Source organism: Rhizobium brockwellii (genome assembly GCF_000769405.2).
Taxonomy (GTDB): domain Bacteria; phylum Pseudomonadota; class Alphaproteobacteria; order Rhizobiales; family Rhizobiaceae; genus Rhizobium; species Rhizobium brockwellii.
Genome location: NZ_CP053439.1, coordinates 3,445,979 through 3,462,323, shown reverse-complemented (window position 1 = coordinate 3,462,323; position 16,345 = coordinate 3,445,979). Strand labels below are relative to the sequence as shown.

The 16,345-nt window shown below is 61.3% G+C and carries 14 protein-coding genes; 8 read left to right on the top strand and 6 right to left on the bottom strand.

Going from position 1 to position 16,345, the window contains the following annotated elements; all coding sequences use genetic code 11:
- The first annotated feature begins 139 nt into the window (after positions 1–139).
- Positions 140–916 carry a metallophosphoesterase family protein gene (locus RLCC275e_RS17205; RefSeq protein ID WP_171816893.1) on the top strand — a complete coding sequence of 259 codons (777 nt, stop codon included), beginning with the start codon at positions 140–142 and terminating at the stop codon, positions 914–916.
- A 29-nt stretch (positions 917–945) separates the two neighbouring features.
- Here RLCC275e_RS17205 and RLCC275e_RS17200 read toward each other — a convergent pair whose 3' ends face one another.
- Both RLCC275e_RS17200 and RLCC275e_RS17195 read right to left on the bottom strand, forming a co-directional pair.
- On the bottom strand, positions 946–4,134 hold the full coding sequence (locus tag RLCC275e_RS17200; protein ID WP_033179959.1) for an efflux RND transporter permease subunit: 3,189 nt from the start codon (positions 4,132–4,134) through the stop codon (positions 946–948).
- Positions 4,131–5,306 (bottom strand): efflux RND transporter periplasmic adaptor subunit, encoded by a 1,176-nt coding sequence (locus tag RLCC275e_RS17195; RefSeq protein ID WP_012758728.1) that lies wholly within the window; start codon positions 5,304–5,306, stop codon positions 4,131–4,133. Before RLCC275e_RS17195 ends, RLCC275e_RS17200 begins: the two co-directional genes overlap by 4 nt.
- Before the next feature lie 523 nt (positions 5,307–5,829).
- On the opposite strand from RLCC275e_RS17195, the gene RLCC275e_RS17190 reads away from it, so the two are divergent.
- Genes RLCC275e_RS17190 through RLCC275e_RS17180 form a run of 3 tightly spaced genes read left to right on the top strand, consistent with a single transcriptional unit; the run spans position 5,830 to position 9,056 of the window.
- Positions 5,830–6,294 (top strand): MarR family winged helix-turn-helix transcriptional regulator, encoded by a 465-nt coding sequence (locus RLCC275e_RS17190; protein WP_003562008.1) that lies wholly within the window; start codon positions 5,830–5,832, stop codon positions 6,292–6,294.
- On the top strand, positions 6,287–7,522 hold the full coding sequence (locus RLCC275e_RS17185; protein WP_033179960.1) for an HlyD family secretion protein: 1,236 nt from the start codon (positions 6,287–6,289) through the stop codon (positions 7,520–7,522). Before RLCC275e_RS17190 ends, RLCC275e_RS17185 begins: the two co-directional genes overlap by 8 nt.
- Positions 7,515–9,056, top strand: a complete 1,542-nt coding sequence (locus RLCC275e_RS17180) for a DHA2 family efflux MFS transporter permease subunit (RefSeq protein ID WP_033179961.1) — start codon at positions 7,515–7,517, stop codon at positions 9,054–9,056. The genes RLCC275e_RS17185 and RLCC275e_RS17180 overlap by 8 nt, the downstream gene beginning before the upstream one ends.
- Before the next feature lie 60 nt (positions 9,057–9,116).
- On the opposite strand, the gene RLCC275e_RS17175 is transcribed toward RLCC275e_RS17180, so the two are convergent.
- Genes RLCC275e_RS17175 through RLCC275e_RS17165 form a run of 3 tightly spaced genes read right to left on the bottom strand, consistent with a single transcriptional unit; the run spans position 9,117 to position 11,049 of the window.
- A complete protein-coding gene (locus tag RLCC275e_RS17175) occupies positions 9,117–9,734 on the bottom strand; it encodes a DNA-3-methyladenine glycosylase (protein WP_033179962.1) in 618 nt (205 codons plus the stop codon).
- A 52-nt stretch (positions 9,735–9,786) separates the two neighbouring features.
- Positions 9,787–10,101: a hypothetical protein gene (locus RLCC275e_RS17170; RefSeq protein ID WP_033179963.1), complete on the bottom strand. Its 315-nt coding sequence runs from the start codon at positions 10,099–10,101 to the stop codon at positions 9,787–9,789.
- Between the two features lie 39 nt (positions 10,102–10,140).
- Positions 10,141–11,049, bottom strand: a complete 909-nt coding sequence (locus RLCC275e_RS17165; RefSeq protein ID WP_033180649.1) for a LysR family transcriptional regulator — start codon at positions 11,047–11,049, stop codon at positions 10,141–10,143.
- Positions 11,050–11,168: 119 nt separating this feature from the next.
- Between RLCC275e_RS17165 and RLCC275e_RS17160 the strand changes: the two genes are divergently transcribed.
- A complete protein-coding gene (locus tag RLCC275e_RS17160; protein ID WP_033179964.1) occupies positions 11,169–11,912 on the top strand; it encodes an SDR family oxidoreductase in 744 nt (247 codons plus the stop codon).
- Between the two features lie 87 nt (positions 11,913–11,999).
- Positions 12,000–12,902 (top strand): SDR family oxidoreductase, encoded by a 903-nt coding sequence (locus RLCC275e_RS17155; protein ID WP_033179965.1) that lies wholly within the window; start codon positions 12,000–12,002, stop codon positions 12,900–12,902.
- Positions 12,903–13,167: 265 nt separating this feature from the next.
- Here the strand turns inward: RLCC275e_RS17155 and RLCC275e_RS17150 are convergent, their stop codons facing one another.
- Positions 13,168–14,079 carry a LysR family transcriptional regulator gene (locus tag RLCC275e_RS17150; protein ID WP_003561999.1) on the bottom strand — a complete coding sequence of 304 codons (912 nt, stop codon included), beginning with the start codon at positions 14,077–14,079 and terminating at the stop codon, positions 13,168–13,170.
- Positions 14,080–14,242: 163 nt separating this feature from the next.
- Between RLCC275e_RS17150 and RLCC275e_RS17145 the strand changes: the two genes are divergently transcribed.
- Both RLCC275e_RS17145 and RLCC275e_RS17140 read left to right on the top strand, forming a co-directional pair.
- A complete protein-coding gene (locus tag RLCC275e_RS17145; RefSeq protein ID WP_033179966.1) occupies positions 14,243–15,055 on the top strand; it encodes an alpha/beta hydrolase fold domain-containing protein in 813 nt (270 codons plus the stop codon).
- A 46-nt stretch (positions 15,056–15,101) separates the two neighbouring features.
- A complete protein-coding gene (locus RLCC275e_RS17140) occupies positions 15,102–16,292 on the top strand; it encodes an efflux RND transporter periplasmic adaptor subunit (protein ID WP_033179967.1) in 1,191 nt (396 codons plus the stop codon).
- Positions 16,293–16,345 lie beyond the last annotated feature (53 nt).

The window sequence follows — 16,345 nt, the reverse complement described above, 5'->3', positions numbered from 1 at the left end:
AGGAGTGAGGGATTGCCCCTCAAATGATAAGGCCGGTTTTTCTACAAAACCAGAATGGTTTGGATTTTCTTACCAGCTTGATTGCCCTGTTCTCCACGCTACTTACGGTAAAGTGGGGCTTCCTTAATCGAGAAGTATGATGAGCGACTCTCGTGCTCGCAACAGCGAGGTTTCGAAAATGGCGCGCCAGCCGAGACCGCGCCTGACGCTGGATATTGCCGCTATCCCAACCTATGCGATCGGCGATATTCACGGTCGGTACGATCTGCTCGTGAAAGCCGAGGCGGCGATCCTGCGCGATGGCGGGCAGTTGCCCGGGCGTAAATTGATCGTGACGCTCGGCGACTATATCGACCGCGGCCCTGAATCGGCACAGGTCATCACCCATCTGATGGAGCCTCCGCCTGATGGATTCGACCGTATCTGCCTTGCCGGCAATCACGAAGTCGCCATGCTCGACTATATCGATGGCTGGATCTCCTATGACGATTGGATGCAGATGGGGTCGGCGGAGCTGCTGAAATCCTATGGCCTCGATCCGGAGCATCTACCGCTGGTCTTTCCCTCCGGCGCGAAGCTCGATGCCTTCATCCGCCAGTCGCTGCCGCGCACGCATATCGATTTCATGCGGGCGATGCCTGTCCTGCTGGAGACCCCGAGCGTGATTTTCGTGCATGCCGGCATCAATCCGAAGCTGCGGCTCAGTGAGCAGACGGACGAGGATCTGGTCATCATCCGCCAGCGGTTTCTCGAAAGCCGGGTGCCGTTGCCGAAACTCGTCGTTCACGGTCATACGCCGAACGATGAACCCGACATACGGCCAAAGCGGCTCAATCTCGATACGCGCGCCTATCGCAGCGGCAAGCTCACCGTCGCCCGCCTGTGGCAAGGCCAAGTGCATCTGTTTTCGACCTGACTTCCGTTTCCTCGGCCGGTGGGGTCGTGTCAGACGACCCCTTCCTCGACCGGCTCCGTCTTCGCTGGCTCTACAGTAGCCGGCCGCTTGCGGCGCCAGCCGCGCAGCACGACATAGAAGACCGGCGTCAGAAACAGGCCGAAGATCGTCACGCCGAGCATGCCCGAGAAGACGGCGGTGCCGAGCGACTGGCGCATTTCGGCGCCGGGGCCGGTGGCGATCGCAAGCGGCAGAACACCGAAGATGAAGGCGAATGCCGTCATCAGGATCGGGCGCAGGCGAAGACGGCTGGCCTCGATGGCCGCCTCCACCGGCGATTTGCCCTCGTCTTCCGCCTGCCTGGCGAACTCGACGATCAGAATGGCGTTCTTGGCCGCAAGGCCGATCAGAACGATCAGGCCGATCTGCGTCATGACATTGTTGTCCATTCCCCTCAGCGAGACCCCGATCAGCGCCGCAAGCACCGCAAGCGGGACGATGAGAATGATCGCCAGCGGCAGAACCCAGCTTTCATATTGCGCCGCCAGCGCCAGGAAGACGAAGACGACGGACAGGGCAAAGATGTAGATGGCGGTGTTGCCGGTGTGGGTCTCCTGATAGGCGAGTTCCGTCCATTCGAAGGTCGTCCCCTGCGGCAGGATCTTCGCTGCTAAGGCCTCCATCTTGGCAATGGCATCGCCCGTCGACGTGCCCGGCGTCGGATTGCCCTGAAGCGGCACTGAGACGTACATGTTGTAACGCTGGACAAGCGCCGGGCCGCTGGCATCCTGGATATCCATCAAGGTTCCAAGCGGAACCAGCGCGCCGGTCGCCGACCGGACCTTCAGGGCGAGGATGTCTTCCTTGTCCATGCGGTATTGTCGGTCGGCCTGGGCGCGAACCTGGTAAACGCGGCCGAACGCATTGAAATCGTTCACATAAGCGACGCCGAGATTGATGGAAAGGGCGTTGAAGATATTGGGAATCGGCACATTCAGGAAACGCGCCTTGTCGCGGTCGATCGCCAGGAAATATTGCGGGCTTGCATCGGAGAATGTCGTAAAGACGCCGGTCAGCCCCTCGGTGGTAGCCGCCGCGCCCATCATCTGCCGGGCGAGGCCGAGCACGCGCGTCATGTCGGCGTTCTCGAGATCGGAGATCTGCATCTTGAAGCCGCCGGAATTGCCGACGCCACGCACGGATGGCGGCGGGATGGCGATGATGAAGGCTTCCTGGATGCTTTGCAGCTTTCCGTAAAGCTCGCCGATGATCTTGTTGGCGTTCTCGCCGCCTTCTTCGCGTTCGGCAAAGGATTTGAACGGGACGAAGACGACGCCGGCATTAGAGGCATTGGTGAATGTCGCTCCGCTGAAGCCGGCAAACTGAACGGCATTGCCGACGCCGGGCACGGTGCGGGCGATATCGCCCACCTGTTTGACGACGGCATCGGTGCGGGCGAGCGAGGCTCCATCAGGTAGCTGTATGACGATGATGGCGTAACCCTGGTCCATGGTCGGGATAAAGCCCGCGGGAACTTTCGTGCCCATGTACCAGGTTGCTCCGAGCAGGCAGACGAAGGTGACCATCGCGGCTGTCAACCCAACCCAGCTGCTGACCAGATGCCGAACGGTCCATGAATAGCCGGAGCTCAGCCGATCGAATCCGTGATTGAAGCCGTCTGCCAGCCCCCTTCCCAGCCGGGACGCGACATTCGTGCGCTTGGTTTCATGGTCATGGGTTTTCAGCAATATGCCTGCGAGCGCGGGCGACAGCGTGAGCGAATTCAATGCGGAAATTGCAGTGGTGACGGAGATCGTGACCGCGAACTGCCTGTAGAACTGGCCAGAAATGCCCGGAATGAAGGCTGTCGGCACGAACACGGCGATCAGCACCAGCGAGATGGCGACGACGGCGGTTCCGACTTCGTCCATCGTGACATGGGACGCCTGCTTCGGCGTCATGCCACGTGCCAGATTGCGCTCGACGTTTTCCACCACCACGATCGCGTCGTCGACGACGATACCGATCGCCAGCACGAGACCGAACAGCGTGAGCATGTTGAGCGAGAAGCCGAAGGCGAGCAGGACGGCGAAGGTGCCGATCAGCGATACCGGGATGGCAATGATCGGAATGATCGCGGTTCGCCAGGATTGCAGGAAGACAAGAACGACGATTGCTACCAGTATGGCCGCTTCTGCAATGGTTCTGTAGACCTCATTGATCGAATCGGAGATGAATTCGGTCGTGTCGTAGACGATACGATATTCCAGACCAGGCGGGAAATTCTGGGATATGTCCTTCATGAGCGTCTGGACTTGGTGGGCCGTGTCCAGGGCGTTGGTTCCCGGCCGGGCGAAGATGCCGAGAGCAACCGCGGGATCGTTGTTGAGATAACTGTTAGTGACGTAATCCTGTGCTCCGAGTTCTATCCGGGCGACATCCTGCAACTGCACGAGCCGGCCCGATGTCGTCGATTTCACAATGACATATCGGAACTCGCGCACGTCGGAGAAGCGGCCGTCCGTTCGCACCGTATATTCGAAAGCATTCTTGCCGGTGACGGGTGGAGCCCCGATCTTGCCGCCCGACACCTGGACGTTCTGATCTCTCAACGCGGAGACGACGTCATCGGATGTCATCCCGTAAGCGGAGAGCTTTTCCGGATCCAGCCAGATTCGCATCGAATACTGGCGCTCGCCAAAGATCTGCACGTCGCCGACGCCGTCAAGGCGCACGAGAACGTCTCGGATGCGGTTGCGGGCGTAATTCGAGACGTAAAGCTGGTCATAGCGGTGCGATGGCGAAAGCAGGTGCACCACCATCATCAGATCCGGTGAACTTTTGTCGGTGGTCACGCCAAGCCGCTGGACTTCCTCGGGAAGACGGGGAAGGGCGATGGAAACGCGGTTCTGGACGAGCACCTGGACCTTGTCGAGATCGGTACCGAGCTTGAAGGTGATCGTCAGCGACATGGCGCCGTCGGCGCTGGAGTAAGAAGACATATAAAGCATGTCTTCGACGCCGTTGATCTGTTGTTCGAGCGGCGTCGAAACGGTATCGGCGATCGTCTGCGGGTCGGCACCCGGATAGGAGGTGCGCACGACGATGGTCGGCGGCGCTATCTCCGGATACTGCGATACCGGCAATTGCGTGTAGGCAATGCTGCCGACGACGAGGAAAAGGATCGAGATGACGGCCGCAAAGATCGGCCGGTCCACGAAAAAATGAGCAAATCTCATTGTCCGCTCTCCGCGCCGGCAGTTTCCGGCGGAGCGTCCTGCCGCTCCTGCGGCAGTTCGGTCATCTGAGGCGTGATCTTTGCGCCCGGCCGGGCGCGCATCAGGCCATTGACGATGATCGTCTCGGTGCCATCAAGGCCCTCGCGTATGACGCGGTAGCCGTAGAGGCGCGGCCCGGGTCTCACAGGCTTGGTCGACACCGTGCCATCTTCGGCGACGACATAAACGACGCGCTCATTCTGGTCCGAGCCGATGGCCTCGTCGGGGACGAGAATGGCCTGGTAGGTGTTGGAGGCTTCGACCTGTATGCGACCGAACAGGCCGGGCTGAAGGACGAGATCAGGATTGGGGAAGCGGGCACGCAGACGAATGGTGCCACTCTCATTGTCGACCCGGTTCTCGGCGAAATCGAGCTTTCCCTTGAACGGTTTGGCACTGGGATCCGAGATCGTGACGGACACATCCAGTCCGCCACCGCCCTGCTGTAGATCCTTGCCCAGTTTGCGCGCCGTGTCGGCGAAATTCAGCAGCCGGCGCTCGTCGACGTCGAAATAGAAATCGATCGGATCGAGCGAAACGATCGTCGTCAGCACAGTCTGGTCGGTCTGCACGAGGTTGCCGGCCGAGATCAGCCGGCGGTCGATGCGGCCGCTGAGGGGCGCCTTGATCTCGGTATATTCCATGTCGAGAGAGGCGCGGTCGGCTGCGGCCTGTGCGCCGCGGACATTGGCCTCGGCCGAATCGAATTCGCGGCGGCGATCATCCAGCGTCTGGGCTGACTGGCTGCCGCTCGAAGTTAGCGATTGCGTGCGCTTATATTGCGCGTCGGCAAAGACCAGGGCGGATTGCGCCGATTCGAGTGTGGCCTTTGCCTGATTGAGCGCGGTTACGAACGGCCGCTGATCGATGACGAAGAGCAGGTCGCCCTGCTTGACCAATGCGCCGTCCTGGAAATGAATTTCCTGCAGGTAACCACCGACGCGCGAGCGAACCGAGACCTCGTCGACCGGCTCGAAGCGGCCGATGAACTCGTCGCTGTCGACAACATCGCGAACGACCGGCTTGGCAACGGTGACGGGCGGGGGTGGTGGGGCGCTCTGGGCCAGCGCGGGGAGAGGCATGAATGCGGCAATACAGCCAAGCACCACCATCTGTCGAAGCGCGTAAGTCATACCGGTCCTCCAATCTCGACGGCCGATTCACTGCCGCCAACCTCAAGATGAAGTGATGCTGTTCATGTCTTGCTGCTTTGAACGAGGGCCTCTGCCCCCATGATTCCCCCGGCGTTCAATCCCTTGGAAAAGGAAGGCCGGCACGCAATGCACATCCGAAAAATCGTAACCCTATGGAATTGGACTATAAACGGCAGCGGCGAAAAATTGCAAATGCCAATTGGTAACGATTCTGGAATCCATCAAAACGTCACAGAGGGCATCAGCTCTCGACGATCTCGTCTCTGCCAGGTGGCAGGGCGGCGAGTTCGGCCCAGTCGAGCTCCTGTTCCAGCATGTGAAAGACATCACCGTCGATCTCGTCGGTGCGAGACAAAGGGAGGAACCGCAGAAATGCTTGACCCGGTCTGCGGCATTTTGGCCGCTGCCGTTGAATCTGCCATCCATGCCCTTGCGCAGTGGACATGCTCAATATATCTACCGATATTATAAGGGTGCTTATAAATAACAGTCATAGGTTTTCATGAATGCCACTCCGACCCTCGGTTTCCTTCTCCACGACGTCGCACGGTTGCTGCGCAAGCGGTTCGAGCAGCGCGCGAAGTGCCTTGGGCTGACCCGGTCGCAATGGCAAACGCTTGCCTATCTCTCGAACAATGAAGGCATCCATCAGGGCGGCCTTGCCGAAATCCTCGAAGTCGAGCCGATCACGCTGGTTCGCATTCTCGACAAGCTCGCCGAGCGCGGGCTGATCGAGCGCCGCCAGCACCCGACCGACCGGCGCATCTGGCTGCTCTATATGCGCGACGAGGCGCACCCGTTGCTCGCCGAAATGCGCGAGCTCGGCGACACCACCCGCGCAGAAGCGTTGCAAGGCGTTTCGCCAGAGCAGCGCGAGCTGCTTTTCCACATCCTATCCGTAATGAAGACGAACCTGGTTCAGGCATGCCGGAGCCCGGTTGACGAGAATGAGACGAACGATGGCTGATCAATCCCCCCTCCGTGTCGTTGCCGACGCCAATGCCAAGACCAAGACCAAGACTCCTGTCGAAGACAATGAAGCGAAACAGCAGGAAACGGTAGCCGAAGCGCCTTCATCCAATTCAGCGCCGGCTGCCGCCGTGGCTGCGCCTGGCGGCAACAAGGTCCGCCGCCGGCGCAGTCTCACGCGGCCGATCCTGTTTGCCGTGCTGCCGGTGGCGCTCGTCGTCGGCGGTTATTATTACGTAAATGGCGGCCAGGTGATGTCGACCGACAACGCCTATATCCAGGCCGACATGGTCGGACTTACCACCGACGTCTCGGGCATCGTCGACCAGATCAACGTGCATGAGAACGAGGCGGTCAAGGCGGGACAGGTGCTCTTCAGCCTGCGGTCGGATTCTTTCAAGATCGCGCTTGATGGCGCCAAGGCGCAGCTCGGCGCGCAGCGCAACCAGATCATGAATCTCAAGGCCAGCTATCAGCAGTCGCTTGCCGAGATCACGCAGGCGCAAGCCGATCTGCCCTATCATCAGGATCAGTTCGACCGGCAACAGAACCTCGTCAACAACGGCAGCGCGACGCAGTCGGCCTATGACGAAGCCAAGCACAATCTAGAAGCCGCGCAGCAGAAGGTTGCCGTCGCCAAGGCGGAAGCCGCAACGACACTCGCCCAGCTCGGCGGCAATGCCGAGCAGCCGGCCGAGGAAAACCCGCTCTATCTGCAGGCCAAGTCGCAGGTCGACAATGCCCAGCGCGAACTCGACCACAGCGTCGTCAAGGCGCCGTTCGACGGCATCGTCACCAATGTCAACGCGCTGCAGGTCGACTCCTACCTGCAGGCTTCGCAACAGGCCTTCTCGCTTGTTGCCACCGACCATCTGTGGATCGCCGCCAGCCCGAAGGAAACCGAACTTACCTACGTCAAGCCCGGCCAGACGGCCGATATCTATGTCGACACCTATCCCGGCGTGACATGGAAGGGCAAGGTCGAGAGCATCAGCCCGGCCTCCGGCTCCAGCTTCTCGCTGCTGCCGGCGCAGAACACGACGGGCAACTGGGTGAAGGTCGTCCAGCGCATTCCGATGCGCGTTAGCATCGAGGACACCGACGGCAAGCCGCCGCTGCGCGTCGGCATGAGCACGGTGGTCGATGTCGAGACCGGCCATGCCCGCGGCCTGCCTGATTTCGTCAACAAGCTTCTGGGCCGGCCTCAGGGCAAGGATCATGAGTAACGCTCCCGCTTCTCCGGCGACGCCGATTGCCAATCGCGGTGCGATCACGGCCTGCGTCATTCTCGCCGTCATCATGCAGGCGCTGGACACGACGATTGCCAACGTGGCGCTGCCCTATATCCAGGGCAGCGTGTCGGCCTCTGCCGACCAGATCAACTGGGTGCTGACCTCCTATATCGTCGCGGCGGCAATCATGACGCCGCCGTCGGGCTTCCTTGCCGCTAAGTTCGGCCGCAAACGCGTGCTGCTCGTCGCCATTGCCGGCTTCGTGGCGGCCTCCGTTCTCTGTGGCCTGGCGCAATCGCTGAACCAGATCGTCGCCTTCCGTCTGCTGCAGGGCCTGTTTGGGGCATCGCTGGTGCCGCTTTCCCAGGGCATCCTCCTCGACATCTACACGGTCGAGGAGCGCGGCTCGGCGATGGCCCTTTTCGGCGTCTCAGTCATGGTCGGGCCGGTGCTTGGGCCTGTCATCGGCGGTTGGCTGACCGACAATATCAGCTGGCGCTGGGTGTTTTATATCAACGTGCCGATCGGCGCGCTGGCCTTCATGGGCATTGTCGTCTACGTCACCGAGACCAAGAGGGATCTGCTCGCCAAACTGGACTGGTTCGGCTTCGGGATGATGAGCCTCGGCATCGCCGCGCTGCAGCTCTTCCTCGACCGCGGCGAGCAGCTCGACTGGTTCTCTTCCGGTGAGATCATGCTCGAGGCGTTGATCTGCGCCTCAGCCTTCTATCTGCTGATCGTGCATACGCTGACGGCGGAGAAATCCTTCGTGAATCCGAAGCTGTTCCTCGACCAGAACTTCTCGATCAGCATGATCTTCATCTTCGTGGTCGGCATCACCTATCTCGCCTCACTGGCGCTGATGACGCCCTATCTGCAGACGCTGATGGGCTATCCCGTCATCACTGCCGGCATCGTCATGGGGCCGCGCGGGCTCGGCACCATGCTCTGCATGTTCATCGTCGGGCGGCTGGTCGGCAAGGTCGATACGCGCGCATTGCTGGCGCTCGGCTTGGGCCTCACCGCATGGGCGATGTACGACATGACCGGCTGGACACCCGACGTCTCGCAATGGACGATCGTCTCGGTCGGCTTCATCCAGGGTGCCGGCCTCGGCTTTCTGTTCGTGCCGCTGACGACGATCGCTTTTTCCACGTTGCCCGCCCATATGCGTGGCGACGGCACCGGTCTCTACAACCTGTCGCGAAACATCGGCTCGGCGGTCGGCATCTCGATCGTCTCGGCGCTGATCGTCGAGAACACGCAGAGCAATCATGAATCGATCGCGGCCTATGTGACGCCGTTCAACCACGCCTTCAATGCGGTGGCTGCGCAGGGGCTCAGCCCGGTGACGGCGGCCGGCCGCGCCTCGCTCAACGAGATCATCACGCTGCAAGCGACGATCATCGCCTATATGGACGATTTCAAGCTGCTGATGCTGATGTCGCTTGCGGTCATTCCGCTGGTTCTGCTGCTGCGCAAGCCGAAAGCAGCACCCGCCGTCGACCACAGCGCCGTCATGGAATGAACTCCAGGCGTTGCCGCAATTCCGGACGGAAAACCGCTTCGCACTTTTCCTGGAATTGCTTTAGCGAAACGGCTTGCTGAGAAAACGCGACCCCTGAATGCCGAAGCGCCATGGTGCTTCGGCATTTTTCGTGATGCCGATGCGTTTTCCCGAGACGATCGGCACAGGTGCCGACGGCGCGATCGCATAGGGCGGGCGATCGAGCAGCCGGTCGTTGATCGCGATATCGACGCCAAGCGCCTGGCAGAGCTTGCCGGGGCCGCTGCAGAGCGACGTCAGCATATCGGTGGCGCGCCGCTCCATCATCTGAGGGATTCCCGTTTCCGGCTCCAGGGCGCGGATGAGTGCAGCCGAGCCCGGATGGCAGACGAAATTCAGGCACCAGTACATGCCGTAGATGCGGTAGATATAGACGTTGCCCGGCTTGCCATACATGGCGCCGTTGCGTTTTGTCGGGCCGCGGAAACTGTGCGAGGCCTCGTCGTCGGGATAATAGGCTTCGGTCTCGGTGATGCGTCCGCCGACGTCATCCACGGTCAGATGGCAGCCGAGCAGGTCGCGAGAGACGGTGACCGCATCGCGCTCGAAAAATTTCCTGAGGCTTTCGCCCGTAAGGGGGCCGGCGCCGACCGCGCCTGATATCGTTCCACCGTCGGTCATATCAGACGCAGATAACATTCAGCGCGCTCGCCGTCATCCCGAAACCGCTTCATGTTTTCGGCCACAGACATCAGCGGCCGGCATTCGGGTCGCGCATCGGGATCGAGGATGATGTGACCGAGACCGGGTCGCTCGCCGGGAAGGAATCTTCCAGACCCTCCTCCAGCTCTTCTTCGAGCAAAGTAGGATCCTTGCTGCGCGCGCCGTCGCCATGGGCAGGTTCGATTGCTGCGACAAGCAGGGCCTTGGCCCGCAAGACGGCGTTTTCCGAGGTCAGTTCAGGCGTGCTGCGCAGCGTCACAGCAATACTGTCTTCGCCTTCGCCGCCGAATTCGACGACGAAGCCGTCTTCCGTCTGGTAGACGGTGATATCGTTGAGTGCCATGGCCGTTCTCCAAAGGCGCTCATATTAGCAAGGCGCATTTTAGTGAAGCGCGTTTTCGGAATTTTGTCGAGCGAAGACCTTCACCAGCCAGTCGATGAAGACGCGCACGCGCGGCGAAAGCTGGCGGTTGCGGGGGTAGAGCAGGGAAACCGGTGTCGGAGTCAGCGGAAAATCCTTGAGCACATGGATCAGCGTTCCCTCGGCAAGGTCTTTTTCAGCGTGATAGCGCGGGATCTGAATCATGCCGAGGCCTATCCTCGCCGCTGAAATATAGCTTTCGGCGGCGTTGACCGCGACGGTAGCGGGAATGGTGACGTCACGCACTGTGCCGTCGACGATGAATTCGAGCGGCAACAGACTGCCGGTGCTGCTTGAACGGAAGCCGACCATGCGATGGCCAGCAAGCCCGTCGGGATGCTGCGGCAAACCGTGGGTGGCGATATAATCGGGAGAGGCGAGTGTCACCTCATCAAGCATGGCGACGCGCCGGGCGACCATGTCGCTGTCTTGCGGCGTGCCGACGCGCAGCACGCAGTCGATGCCTTCGCGCACCAGATCGACCAGCCGGTCGCCCTCGCTCATGTAGAATTCGATGTCGGGATAGTTTTCAAGGAAGGACGGCAGGCTCGGCAGCACGAAATGGCGGGCAAGCGTGCCGTGCACGTCGACGCGCAGCATACCTTTCGGCTTGGCGCCGGCAAAGGCGCCTTCGGCATCCTCGATATCGGCGAGGATAGACAGGCAGCGCTGGTAATAGGCTTCGCCGTCGAGCGTCGGGCTGACATGGCGCGTCGTGCGCTGGAGCAGGCGCACACCGAGGCGGGCTTCGAGTTGCTTCACCGCATCGGTGACGGTCGAGCGCGGCAGGCCGGTGTCTTCGGCGGCAAGCGTGAAGCTGCGGCGTTCCACGACACGGCAAAACACGCGCATGGCATCAAATCTGTCCATCTGTTTGTTCGTCATTCCCGGATAGTGACGCCGAAGAATGCACGATTATCCGCAGAATGAACAGGTTTATCTTCTCCTCATCGAAAACGCGCTGCGGCGCAGGATGAAGGAGAAGGACAATGGCTTCCACAGAAAACGGCAAGGTGGCACTGGTCACCGGCGCTTCCCGCGGCATCGGAGCGGCAGTCGCCCGACGCCTCGCCAATGACGGTTTCACCGTCGTCATCAACTATTCCGGCAATGCCGCTCCGGCCGAGGAACTGGTAAAGGAGATCGAGCAGGCCGGCGGCAAGGCGCTGACGGCGAAAGCCGATGTCAGCGATGCCGAAGCCGTCCGCCGCATGTTCGATGCCGCGGAAACCGCCTTCGGCGGCGTCGACGTGCTGGTCAACAACGCCGGCATCATGATGCTCTCCCCGCTCGCCGAGGCCGATGACGCCAATTTCGATCGGCAGATCGGCGTCAATCTGAAGGGCACCTTCAATACGTTGCGCGAGGCAGCCAAGCGTCTGCGCGACGGCGGCCGGGTCGTCAACTTCTCGACCTCAGTCGTCGGCCTGAAGCTCGAAACCTACGGCGTCTATGCCGCTACCAAAGCTGCGGTGGAAACGCTGACGGCGATCATGGCCAAGGAGATGCGGGGCCGCAACATCACCGTCAACGCCGTCGCGCCCGGTCCAGTCGCCACCGACCTTTTCCTTAACGGCAAGTCGGACGAACTCATCGCCCGCACGGCGAAAATGAACCCGCTGGAACGCCTCGGCACACCGGAAGACATCGCATCTGCGGTTGCTTTCCTCGCCGGCCCTGATGGTGGCTGGATCAACGGCCAGACGCTGCGCGCCAATGGCGGCGTGATCTGACGAAAGACCGGCGGCAGTCTCCAGGCTGCCGCCAACTCAAAGTTTCCACTTCAAGCAACCCCAATCGAATCCAGAAGGAATAGGACCATGAGCAAACAAGTCATCGTCATCACCGGCGCTTCCAGCGGTTTCGGCGCGCTCACCGCCCGCGCCCTCGCCAAGGCCGGCCATACCGTCTGTGCCGGCATGCGCGCCACGGAAGGCCGCAACGCTCCGGCCGTCGCCGATGCGGCTGAATTCGCCAGGGAGAACAATGTCGATCTGCGCTCTGTCGAACTCGATGTCGCCTCCGACGCTTCGGTTGTATCAGGCATCGCCAGGATCATCGCCGATGCGGGCCGCCTCGATGTCATCATTCACAATGCCGGCCATATGTCCTTCGGCCCGGCCGAAGCCTTCACGCCGGAACAGTTCGCCGAGCTCTTCGACATCAACGTGCTCTCCACCCAGCGCGTCAATCGTGCGGCACTTCCGTATCTGCGCAGGCAGGGCAGGGGCCTGGTGGTCTGGGTGTCGTCATCGAGCAGCCGCGGCGGCACCCCTCCCTATCTCTCGCCCTATTTCGCCGCCAAGGCGGCGATGGATTCACTTGCCGTCTCCTATGCCGGCGAGCTTACCCGCTGGGGCATCGAGACCTCGATCATCGTGCCCGGCGCCTTCACCAAGGGCACCAACCATTTCGCCCATTCCGGCTCGCCTGATGATACTGCCCGCGCCGCCGAATATAATGAAGGACCCTACAAGGGCTTGCCGGAACAGGCGCTGCAGGGCCTAGCAGCACTCGAACCTGCCGACGCCGATGCCGGCGCGGTTGCCGCGGCCATCGTCGATGTCGTCGGCAAGCCATTTGGTACGAGACCGTTCCGCGTCCATATCGATCCATCCGAGGACGGCGCGGAGATCGTCAACGGCGTCGCTGACCGTGTCCGGGCAGAATTGTTCCGCCGCATCGGCCTCGAGGATTTGCTGAAGCCGGTTGTCGGGAATTGAAATCTGGCCCGCCACCGCGCGCGGGACCATGGGCGCCAAGCCGTCATCGCAATTATGTGAACGTGATTGCGGAATTTTTCCTTACAATCCTGTGGGGAGTGCATATATCTGTTTAGAGCGAGAGAGTGGAATTCCCTGCCGCTCTCTTCCGACCTCCAAAGCCTGCCGCGCCCTTTCCACGGTGCGACAGCCTTGATGTTCAAAGTTGTACATTGCGGCCCGTCGAAGGTTTCCCCTGCCTTCCGGGCCGTATTTGTCTTGGCGCTCAGACGTCGTTCAATCTCGCCTCGACCAGAAGCTTCACCAGCCAGTCGACGAAGACACGGACCTTGTTGCTGAGATGGCGGTTCGGGGGGTAGACGACGTAAAGCGGCAGCGGATCGCGACGCCAATCCGGCAGCACGCGAACGAGTTCGCCTCTTGCCATCGGCTCGCGCGCCATGAAGATCGGCACCTGCGCAATGCCGAGACCCGTCAGCGCAGCCGTCAGATAGGTGCGGCTATCGTTGACCGAGGCGATGTAACGCGGACTGGTCTCGATCACCTCGTTGTGCCGGCGAAATTCGAAGGGCAGCGTCCGGTTGTTCTGGGCGCGGAAATAGTTGACGGAGTAATGATCCGCCTCCAGATCCTCCGGCCGCTCGGGCATGCCGAATTTCTGGATGTAGCTCGGCGAAGCACAGGTGATCATCTCGACTTCGGAGACGCGCCGCGCAATCAGCGACTGGTCGGCCGGCGTGCCGGCCCGCAGCGCGCAATCGACATTTTCCGCAAGATAATCGACCGTGCGGTCGCCGACACCGAGGTCGATACGGATATCGGGATAACGCTGGTAGAAATCGCAAAGTGCCGGAACGACGATCCAATCGGCGAAAGCGCCGGCCATCTCGACACGCAGCCGTCCGCTCGGCAGGCTCTGCGAATTGGAGAGACTGCCGTCGAGCTCTTCCAGTTCCGAAATGATCTGGGCGGCGCGTTCGTAATAAAGCGCGCCGTCCGTGGTCACCATCACCCGGCGTGTGGTACGGTTCAAAAGCTTGGTGCGCAAATGCGCCTCAAGACCCTGGATGAGATTGGTCACCGTCGCCTTGGGCATGGCGAGCATGTCGGCGGCGCGGGTGAAATTGCCCGTCTCCACGACGCGAATGAAGACGCGCATTGCCGAGAGCTGATCCATCGGTTTCAAATCCGCAGTTTGCGTTGCACCATTGTTCGAGATCTGGAACAGTGTTATCGCGTTATAGCTTCTTATTCCTTGGTTGGAATAACAATATCTTTTTTGTACAAAATGCAAGCGACAGGTGTTGTCTGCTTTTCGCAGGTGCAAAAGAGACCGAAGCATGACGGTGGAATGGAAAGATATGATGCTGGATAAGGTGGCCATCGGCCCCGTTTCGGCACGCATCTACCAGGGCGCCGACTACGGCAAGGGTCCGCCGATCGTGCTTTACCTGCATGGCGGCGCGTTTCTGGACAGCGACAGGCACGTCGACCGGCCGGTAGCGATGAGTCTCGCCAAAGCCGGCGCCATCGTCGTTGCCGCCGATTACAGCAGCCTTTCCGGCAATGTATTTCCGAAGGCGCTGGAAGTCTCCTTCTCCGTTTTCACCTATCTCGCCAACAAACGCGCCGGTCTCGGCGACCGCAAGTCGCTGCTCTTCGTCGCCGGCGAAGAAGCAGGCGGCAATGTTGCCGCCGGCGTGGCGCTGAAGGCGCGCGACCAGATGCCGGACGCGCTCGACGGCCAGGTCCTGATTTCGCCGCTGCTCGATCCCTTCATGGGCACGTCCTCGATCCGCAAGGCCGATGCCATCGGCATGCGCCAGCGCTGGACGGAGGGCTGGAGCCACTATCTGAGCGGCGGCGGTTGCCACCCTTATGCGGCGCCTTGCCTCTGTTCGCGTATTTCAGGCGTTGCGCCGGCGCTGATATTCACCGCGGAGGACGATCCTCTGCACGACGAAACAATTGGTTACGGTGCCCGCCTGAAACAGGCCGGCGTCGGTGTGCGCCAGCATGTCCTTCCCGCCGGGACGGGCTGGCCCTCGATTTATGGTGGGAAATCCGAGGGAGCGCCGGACTGGCAGGAAAACGTCAGCCACCATTTCGAAAGCTTCCTTCGGGACGTAAGCGTTCAACCGCAATTGCATTGAAGAAGACCTGATATTTCGGCGGCCTTGAGCCGCAAGGAGAGTACCGATGACGTCCAGAAAGAAGCGCTGGGCCCTTGTGGGCGCCGGCATAGGGCTTGTTGCGTCCGTTTCCGGCGCCGCATTGTTTTTCGAACTGCCGATGAGCACGACCGCTACGGCCGCTTCCGCCCCCGCACAGGCTCCCGCTGTGCCGGTGACGGTCGCCGTCGTTGCGGCGCGTGATGTGACGGCCTGGGAGAATTTCTCCGGCCGTCTGGAAGCTGTCGACCGTGTGCAGGTGCGTTCCCGTGTCGCCGGCGCCATCCTGTCGGTGGCGTTCCGCGAAGGGGCGCTGGTCAAGCAGGGCGACCTGCTCTTCAGCATCGACCCGGCTCCCTACCAGGCGAGCGTGGCGCAGGCGCAAGGCCAGGTCGCTTCGGCCGAAGCCAAGGTCAGCCTGGCGCAGACCGAACTCGACCGCGGCCGCAGGCTTTCCGACAACCGCACCATCTCCCAGAGTGATCTCGATCAGCGCCAGAGTTCGCTGGCCGAGGCTCAGGCGGGGCTGCGTTCGGCGCAGGCTGCACTGCAGTCGGCCCAGCTCGATCTCGATTACACTGCAGTGCGGGCTCCGGTTTCCGGCCGCATCGGCAAGATCGAAGTGACTGCCGGTAACCTTGTCGCCGCCGGATCCACCTCGCCGGCGCTGACGACGCTCGTTTCGGTCGATCCGATCTATGCGAGCTTCAATGCCAGCGAAGAGATGGTGACGCGCGCGCTTGCCCAGCTTCCGCAGACGGATAGCGCCGTGCCGGCCGTCGAGCAGATCCCGGTCGAGGTCGGTACGCTGACCGACAGCGGCACACCGATCAAGGGCAAGCTGCAACTGATCGACAACGAGGTCGATGCATCAAGCGGCACGATCGGCGTGCGCGCCGTCTTCGATAACCCGGGCGGGCGTCTCATCCCCGGCCAATTCGTGCGGGTGCGGATGGGCCAGCCGAAGGCAGAGAACAAGATCGTCATCAGTGACCGCGCCGTCGGCACGGACCAGGACAAGAAGTTCGTCTTCGTCGTCGACGGCGAGAACAAGGTCGCCTATCGGCAGGTCCAGCTCGGCACGCTGGCTGACGGCCAGCGGGTTGTCGAAAGCGGCCTGAACGTCGGCGAAAAGATCGTCGTCAACGGTCTGCAGCGTATCCGTCCTGGTGCAGTCGTCGCGCCTCAGATGGAAGAGAAGGTCGCGACCGCGCAGTAAGACTTTGCCTTCCCCTCCGGGGGAAGGCCAATACCCGAAATGATATGACCCGC

Coding starts and splice junctions, on each gene's coding strand:
- RLCC275e_RS17145 (WP_033179966.1), top strand. CDS start 14,243: ATGACGGTGGAATGGAAAGATATGATGCTGGATAAGGTGGCCATCGGC.
- RLCC275e_RS17200 (WP_033179959.1), bottom strand. CDS start 4,134: ATGAGATTTGCTCATTTTTTCGTGGACCGGCCGATCTTTGCGGCCGTC.
- RLCC275e_RS17150 (WP_003561999.1), bottom strand. CDS start 14,079: ATGGATCAGCTCTCGGCAATGCGCGTCTTCATTCGCGTCGTGGAGACG.
- RLCC275e_RS17165 (WP_033180649.1), bottom strand. CDS start 11,049: ATGGACAGATTTGATGCCATGCGCGTGTTTTGCCGTGTCGTGGAACGC.
- RLCC275e_RS17175 (WP_033179962.1), bottom strand. CDS start 9,734: ATGTTATCTGCGTCTGATATGACCGACGGTGGAACGATATCAGGCGCG.
- RLCC275e_RS17190 (WP_003562008.1), top strand. CDS start 5,830: ATGAATGCCACTCCGACCCTCGGTTTCCTTCTCCACGACGTCGCACGG.
- RLCC275e_RS17180 (WP_033179961.1), top strand. CDS start 7,515: ATGAGTAACGCTCCCGCTTCTCCGGCGACGCCGATTGCCAATCGCGGT.
- RLCC275e_RS17155 (WP_033179965.1), top strand. CDS start 12,000: ATGAGCAAACAAGTCATCGTCATCACCGGCGCTTCCAGCGGTTTCGGC.
- RLCC275e_RS17205 (WP_171816893.1), top strand. CDS start 140: ATGAGCGACTCTCGTGCTCGCAACAGCGAGGTTTCGAAAATGGCGCGC.
- RLCC275e_RS17170 (WP_033179963.1), bottom strand. CDS start 10,101: ATGGCACTCAACGATATCACCGTCTACCAGACGGAAGACGGCTTCGTC.
- RLCC275e_RS17160 (WP_033179964.1), top strand. CDS start 11,169: ATGGCTTCCACAGAAAACGGCAAGGTGGCACTGGTCACCGGCGCTTCC.
- RLCC275e_RS17185 (WP_033179960.1), top strand. CDS start 6,287: ATGGCTGATCAATCCCCCCTCCGTGTCGTTGCCGACGCCAATGCCAAG.
- RLCC275e_RS17140 (WP_033179967.1), top strand. CDS start 15,102: ATGACGTCCAGAAAGAAGCGCTGGGCCCTTGTGGGCGCCGGCATAGGG.
- RLCC275e_RS17195 (WP_012758728.1), bottom strand. CDS start 5,306: ATGACTTACGCGCTTCGACAGATGGTGGTGCTTGGCTGTATTGCCGCA.